Source organism: Micromonospora sp. URMC 107, from assembly GCF_051386315.1.
Taxonomy (GTDB): domain Bacteria; phylum Actinomycetota; class Actinomycetes; order Mycobacteriales; family Micromonosporaceae; genus Micromonospora.
Genome location: NZ_JBPQTK010000243.1, coordinates 1 through 3568, shown reverse-complemented (window position 1 = coordinate 3568; position 3568 = coordinate 1). Strand labels below are relative to the sequence as shown.

Here is a 3568-nt window from a genome sequence, read left to right as displayed (position 1 = left end):
TCCCAGGGATAAGGAGAACCACATGTCCACTGCCTCAGCGAGTGTCGCTGACCGTGGGGCCATGCTGGAGGCCTACTACGGGTCGTTCACCAGCGAGAAGGAAAAGGAAGCCCTCAGCGTTCCCCTGCGGCTGGTCGCCGCCTGGGCCAACAACGACGCCGAGGGCGTGGCCGACGTGTTCACCGAGGACGGGATCATGATCCTGCCCGGCGACGTGTTCAAGCGCGGCCGCGACGAGATCCGGGCGTTCATGGCCGCCGCCTACGCCGGCCCGTTCAAGGGCACCGGCGTCACCGGCCGGCCCGTCGACGTCCGCTTCGTCACCGACGACGTGGCCCTGCTGCGTACCCACGGCGGCATCCTCGCCGCCGGCGAGACCGAGATCGCCGACGAACTCGCCGTGCGTTCCACCTGGATCGTCGTCAAGACCAACGGCCAGTGGCAACTCGCCGGCTACCAGAACAGCCCCCGAGGCGCCGGCGCCACCCTGCGCTGGTAACCACCCACAACCCGGCACGCCGCCCGACCCACGAAGGAGACAACCCGATGAGCAAGGCTGCCGAACTGGTCAAAGGCGCCAAGCAGTGGGCCAGCCACTACGGCCAGTACGCCAACGGAACGGAGGGCGCCGTGCTCACGGTGCCGCTGCGCTTCCGCGGAGCCTGGGAGAGCAACGACGCCGACGCCGTCGCTGACGTCTTCACCGAGAACGGCAGCATGCTGGCCGGTGACAACCAGCTGAAGGGGCGCGAGGAGATCCGCGCGTACCTGCGGGAGGCGTTCGCGGGTCCGTACCAGGGCGCGCGGCTGGTGGACGAGCCCCTGGAGATCAAGATGCTCACCGACGACGTCGCGCTGGCGGTCACCCAGGGCGGGATCGTCCGCGACGGCGCCGGCGAGCTCGCGCCGGAGGACGAGGTCCGGACGACCTGGGTGGTCGCCCGGCGCAACGGTGACTGGCACCTGATGTCGCACCAGTCCAGCCCGTTGAAGGGCTGACGGGCAGCGAGACGCGTGCCCGAAGCAAGTCGCGGACGTGGGGCGGAGCCGGTACCCGGACGGGTGCCGGCTGCGTCTCGTGTCCTGTCCGTGCCCGCCGCCGGGGCGGGAAACGCCACCGGAGCCATCCTGTCTCACAAGGAGAAACTGAATGCGAGTCATGTTCGCGGTCTGGCCCGCCATCGCGCACCTCTACCCGTCGGTGACGCTCGCCTGGGCCCTCAAGTCCGCCGGGCACGAGGTCTGCGTGGTCTCCGGGCCGGCCGTGGCCAAGGCGGTCACCGACGCGGGGCTGACCGCGGTGTCCCTCGGCGACGACCTGCCCGAGACGGTGGGCGCGGGCAGCGCCGAACTCCGGGCGCTGGCGGCGGAGCGGTACGGGGACCTGTCGGAGGCGCTGGGGCTCACCGATCCCGAAGAGGCCTACCCCTGGGAGTTCTTCCGGAACTTCATGCTGCCGTGCACCTGGAACTTCCACCCCGCCGACCCGGCGACCGCGGTGGACGCCTCCGGCGTGCAGAACCTGATCCGGCTGGCCCAGGGCTGGCGGCCGGACCTGGTGATCTGGGAGCCGTGCTGGCCGTCGGCGGCGGTGGCGGCGCGGGCCTGCGGCGCGGCGCACGCCCGGCTGCTCTGGGGGCACGACATGTTCGCCTGGACGCACGACCGCTGGGTGCAGCGCCGGGAGGCCGGGCTCCCGCTGGGCGAGGATCCGCTGACCGGCTACGTGCGCCCGGTCGCCGAGCCCTTCGGCTTCGAGGTGGACGACGAGCTGCTGTTCGGCCAGTGGACCATCGACCCGACCCCGGCCGGGATGCGCCTGCCCACCACCCGGTCCGCCGTGTCCATGCGGTGGGAGCCCTACAACGGCGCGGCGGTCATGCCGGAATGGTTGTACGACCGGCCGGACCGCCCGCGTATCGCGTTCTGCCTCGGCGCGTCGATGCGACAGTTCGGCAAGGGCGCCGAGGACCTCGCCCGCGCGATCCACTCGCTGATCAACGACATGTTCGAGATGGTCGCCGATCTGGACGTGGAGATGGTGGCGACCCTCAACGACGCCCAACTCGAAGGCGTCACCCGGGTGCCGGACAACGTGCGGATCATCGAGTACATTCCGCTCGACCTGCTGCTACCGACCTGTTCGGCCTTCATCCACCACGGTGGCGTGGGCACCTGGGCGGCGGCCATCCCGTTCCAGGTCCCGCAGATCGTCCCGGTGGAGATGTGGGGAATCGAGTCCCCGGTGACCGGCCCGTACATGGCCGCCCGGGGCGCGGGAATCGCGCTGAACCGGGCCGAGCAGTCGGTCGACGACATGCGCAAGCAACTCGTGCAGGTGCTCGAGGATCCGTCGTACCGGCAGGGCGCGGCGCGGGTGCACCAGGAGTGGCTGTCGATGCCGAGCCCGCACGACGTCGTCCCGATCCTGGAGCGGCTGACCGCCCACCACCGCGCGCGGGTCTGACCCGGTCGGCGCCGCCGCGGCGCCCGGCACCGGCACGCTCCGCGAGGGATCCCGCGGAAAGCTGCCGTACCGGTCCCGGTCAGGGCGCCGACCGATGTCGCCTCCGACAATCGCGGGGATCCGCGCGAGGATCGCGCGGATGCCCGCGATTCGTGGCAGCTTTTCGCCGGGGCCGCCGGCCGCTTTATGGTGAGCGCCTTTCGGCCTCGCCACAATCGGCGTTCCCGCGCGCCCGGAGGTGACGACCCCCCGATGCGCGCGGCTGGTGACATCGCGGCGGACGCGCGGCGGATCTACCCGATTCCACAAAGCATCTGCGATAGGCTCGGGTCGATCACGGTGGCGCATTTTCCCAGGCCTCTGTTCCTGGCCTGCCTGGCACGGGCACCGGCCACCTCATCTACTCTGGAGGATCACTGAGAATGGCAACGTACGTGTTGATCCCGCCCGCGGGCAGCGGACCCTGGTACTGGCACCTGCTGGCGGACCAGCTGCGTGAGCGGGGGCACGACGTGGTCGCGGTCGACCTGCCCTGTGACGACGACTCGGCGGGGCTGGCGGAGTACACCGACGTCGCCGTCGAGGCCATCGGGGACCGCAGGGACCTGGTCGTCGTCGCGCAGTCCCTGGGCGCGTTCACCGGCCCGCTGGTGTGCGACCGGGTCCAGGCGGACCTGCTCGTGCTGCTGACGCCGATGGTGCCCGCCCCCGGCGAGTCGCCGGGCGAGTGGTGGGGCAGCACCGGCTACGCGGAGGCCCGGCAGGCCCAGGCCGAGCGCGAGGGCTGGACGCCGGAGCAGAACGACGACCCCGGGGTCATCTTCTTCCACGAGCTGTCGCCGCAGCTCGTCGAGGAGGCAACGGCGAACGCGCGGGACCAGTCGGGGACGCCGTTCGAGAAGCCGTGGCCGCTGAAGTCCTGGCCGGACGTGCCGACCCGGGCGCTGCTCTGCCGGGGCGACCGGTTCTTCCCCATCGACTTCTCGCGCAAGCTGGTCTCCGACCGGCTGGGCATCACCGCCGACGAGATGGACGGCGGGCACCCGGTGGCCCTCAGCCGGCCGCGCGAACTGGCCGACCGGCTGGAGGAGATCCGGCGCG

General features: G+C 71.4%; 4 protein-coding genes. All 4 read left to right on the top strand.

The annotated features are described in order from the left end of the window. Positions 1 to 22 precede the first annotated feature (22 nt). Positions 23 to 499 carry an SgcJ/EcaC family oxidoreductase gene (locus tag ACSNN9_RS28140; RefSeq protein WP_436676335.1) on the top strand — a complete coding sequence of 159 codons (477 nt, stop codon included), beginning with the start codon at positions 23 to 25 and terminating at the stop codon, positions 497 to 499. A gap of 47 nt (positions 500 to 546) precedes the next feature. Beyond that, positions 547 to 999, top strand: coding sequence for an SgcJ/EcaC family oxidoreductase (locus ACSNN9_RS28135; protein WP_436676334.1), 453 nt, complete (start codon positions 547 to 549; stop codon positions 997 to 999). Positions 1000 to 1150: 151 nt separating this feature from the next. Next, positions 1151 to 2467, top strand: a complete 1317-nt coding sequence (locus tag ACSNN9_RS28130; protein ID WP_436676333.1) for a nucleotide disphospho-sugar-binding domain-containing protein — start codon at positions 1151 to 1153, stop codon at positions 2465 to 2467. 422 nt (positions 2468 to 2889) lie between these two features. Further along, on the top strand, positions 2890 to 3568 hold a 679-nt coding region (locus ACSNN9_RS28125), incomplete at its 3' end, for an alpha/beta hydrolase (protein ID WP_436676332.1).